3 protein-coding genes are annotated in these 2,824 nt (G+C 69.5%); 2 read left to right on the top strand and 1 reads right to left on the bottom strand.

The window, feature by feature from the left end:
* On the top strand, window positions 1-356 hold a 356-nt coding region (locus tag ACFTWP_RS41475), incomplete at its 5' end, for an alpha/beta fold hydrolase (protein ID WP_380270363.1).
* Between the two features lie 318 nt (window positions 357-674).
* On the opposite strand, the gene ACFTWP_RS41470 is transcribed toward ACFTWP_RS41475, so the two are convergent.
* A complete protein-coding gene (locus ACFTWP_RS41470; RefSeq protein WP_380270362.1) occupies window positions 675-1,364 on the bottom strand; it encodes a DUF899 family protein in 690 nt (229 codons plus the stop codon).
* Between the two features lie 279 nt (window positions 1,365-1,643).
* Here ACFTWP_RS41470 and ACFTWP_RS41465 point away from each other — a divergent pair.
* The coding region (locus ACFTWP_RS41465; RefSeq protein ID WP_380270361.1) for an acyl-CoA dehydrogenase family protein at window positions 1,644-2,824 on the top strand (1,181 nt) is incomplete at its 3' end.

The raw sequence follows: 2,824 nt of genomic DNA, 5'->3' as shown, positions 1-2,824 counted from the left end.
CGGCGGCGGGTGCGCTGCCGGCGTGGCTGTCGGAGGCCGATCTCGACGTCTACGCGGAGGACTTCGCGCGGACCGGGTTCTCCGGCGGCCTGAACTGGTGGCGGACGATGGACCTGAGCTGGGAGCTGACGGCGCCGTGGCAGGGTGCGCCGATGACGACGCCGGCGGTGTACCTGTACGGCGAGCGCGACGGCAGCGTGCAACTCCCGGGCCTGGACCAGCTGATCGCCAACCTGCAGGTGTTCGTCCCGAACCTGACCCGCACGGTGGCACTGCCCGGAGTCGGGCACTGGACGCAGCAGGAACGCCCGGAGGAGGTCAACGCGGAACTGCTGAAGTTCCTCGCCGGCCTGTAGGGCGGAGCGCCCGCCACGACGGTCGGCCGACGGCGGATCACATGCGGTGTGATGCGTCGTCACGGGTGCTCGGCGCCGCATGACGGGCTGTCGTCCCGATGACGGCCCCGCCGGGCGGAATTCGACCGCGACGGCCCTTCATCGCCGTCGTGAGAGGTGATTTCCGGGTCGGGAACCTCCCCGGGAACGGCGTCCGAATTCCACCCCCACCACGCCCATGACGTCACTCGACACCTCAAGCGAATGCTGTTCGCTCACGCATCGTTGACGCCGCCGGGCCATTCGTCCGGCGGCGTCGACGATGCTTCCGGGGCGGATCTACCGGTGGGTTCCGAAACCGGTCGACACGTCTCCCCACTCCATCGGGACCGGAACGGCGTAGGTGGGGTTCTGCGGCCAACCGGCGGGTGAGTCCTCCCACTCCTCGCGCCGGCCGTAGGCGGTCAGATCGAAGACGCCGGTGGTGAAGACGAGCTTCTCGATGCCGCGTGAGGTGGTGCTGTAGGTCCGGTAGACGTCGTCGCCGTCGCGCAGGAAGACGGTCAGCATGAAGCCGCCGCCGGCGTCGCAGTCCGCGGAGAACGACGTGCCGCGGGAGGAGACGAACGGCATCGTCCACCCCGACCTGGCCTTGTACCGCTCGATCTGTGCGAGCGGCATGTTCGACACGTTCACCCAGGTGACGCCCTGGTCGGCGAGCAGGCTCGGCGCGTTGGCGGGGATGTTGTCGGTGAACCACGTGCAGCCGGGGCAGTAGCGGTCCGGGCCGTTGTCCATGAACTGGTAGACGACCAGTTGGTCGCGGCCGTCGAACAGGTCGAGGAGCGTCTTCGCGCCCTCGGGGGTGTCGAACGCGTACCCGTCGGCGAACCGCACCATGGGCAGCCGGCGGCGGCGCGCGGCGAGCGCGTCCGCCGCGCGGGTCGCCTCCTTCTCGGCCGCGCGCAGCTCGTCGCGGGCCTGCCGCCACTCCTCCAACGTCACGATCTTCGGTTTCGGCTTCTCCATGGGAGGACCGTACCCGCACCGGACCGTCCTCCGGAGGAGAACGGCAGCGGAGCAATAGAGCATTCCCCGGTGTGCGGAATTCATTTCGGTGAGGCTCGGCAAGGTGGGAGAAGTGCCCGGGTGGTGCGCCCTGCCAGAGTTGCTCACTACCGACGGAGAATCGCTGCCCGGCCGTCCGGCCGGCGAATGGCCCTGCTGTTCGTTCCCGTGCGGATTCCGCCGTGTCCGGCGGAGGTTCCACCCACTTTCCCGTCCCTGTCACCGTATGGAGGAGCACAGATGACGATCAATGAGGCCGGCTCGCAGAGCGAACTCGTCGGCCGGGCCACGGACCTGGTCGAGCTGATCCGCAAGCACATCCCCTGGCAGGAGGAGAACCGGGTCCTGCACGAGGACGTGCTGCAGGCGGTCACCGACGCCGGAATCATGAAGATGCGGGTGCCGCTGCGCTACGGCGGCTCCGAGGCCGACGTGCGGACGGTGTCCGCGGTGATCTCCGAACTGGCGCGCGGCGACGGCGCCGTCGGGTGGACCATCAGCACCTACACGATGGGTTCCTGGCTGGCGGGCCTGTTCCCGGACGAGGTGCAGGACGAGATCTTCGCCGACCCGAGCGTGCGGATCTGCGGTGGCGTCAACCCGTCGGGCACCGCGGTGCCCACCGACGGCGGCGTGGTCCTCAACGGCCGGTGGCACTTTGTGTCCGGCGCGCCGCACAGCCAGTGGGACATGCACTCGGTGCTGCTGGCCACCGAGGACGGCGGGTACGTGCCGGCCACCGTCGCGGTGCCGATGTCGGACCTGACGATCGTCGACGACTGGCACACCGCTGGCCTGCGGGCCACCGGCAGCGTGTCGACGATCGCCGAGGACCTGTTCGTCCCGCAGGCGCGCGTCCTGCCGATGATCCCGGTGATGATGCACGGTCAGCACGCGTCGAAGCTGAACGCGGACTCCCTCACCTGGAAGCTGCCGTTCGTGCCGCACGCCACCGCGGTGACCAGTTCCTCGGCGGTGGGCATGGCCAAGGCGGCGCGGGAGGCGTTCTTCGAGAAGCTGCCCAGCCGCAAGATCGCCTACACCCACTACGAGCGTCAGGCCGAGGCGCCGCTCACCCACCTGCAGGTGGCGCACGCGGCGATGAGGATCGACGAGGCCGAGTTCCACGTGCGCCGCGCGGCCGAGCGCCTGGACACCAAGGTCCGCGCCGGTGAGCAGTGGTCGCTCCAGGAGCGGGCGCTGTCCAAGCTGGACGCGGCCACGGCCTGCCTGCGGGCCAAGGAGGCGGTGGACGTGCTCAACACCGCCAGCGGCGGGTCCTCCATCTACTCGGACCAGCCGATGCAGCGCATCGAGCGCGACATCCAGGCGCTCAACCTCAACGGCGTCCTGCACCCCAACACCGTCGCCGAGACCTACGGCCGCATCCTCTGCGGCCTCGAACCCAACACCGACCTCCT

The organism is Kitasatospora sp. NPDC057015 (assembly GCF_042673745.1).
GTDB lineage: Bacteria > Actinomycetota > Actinomycetes > Streptomycetales > Streptomycetaceae > Kitasatospora.
The sequence above is the reverse complement of the archived record's forward strand: the minus strand, read 5'-3'. Positions and strand labels throughout refer to the sequence as shown.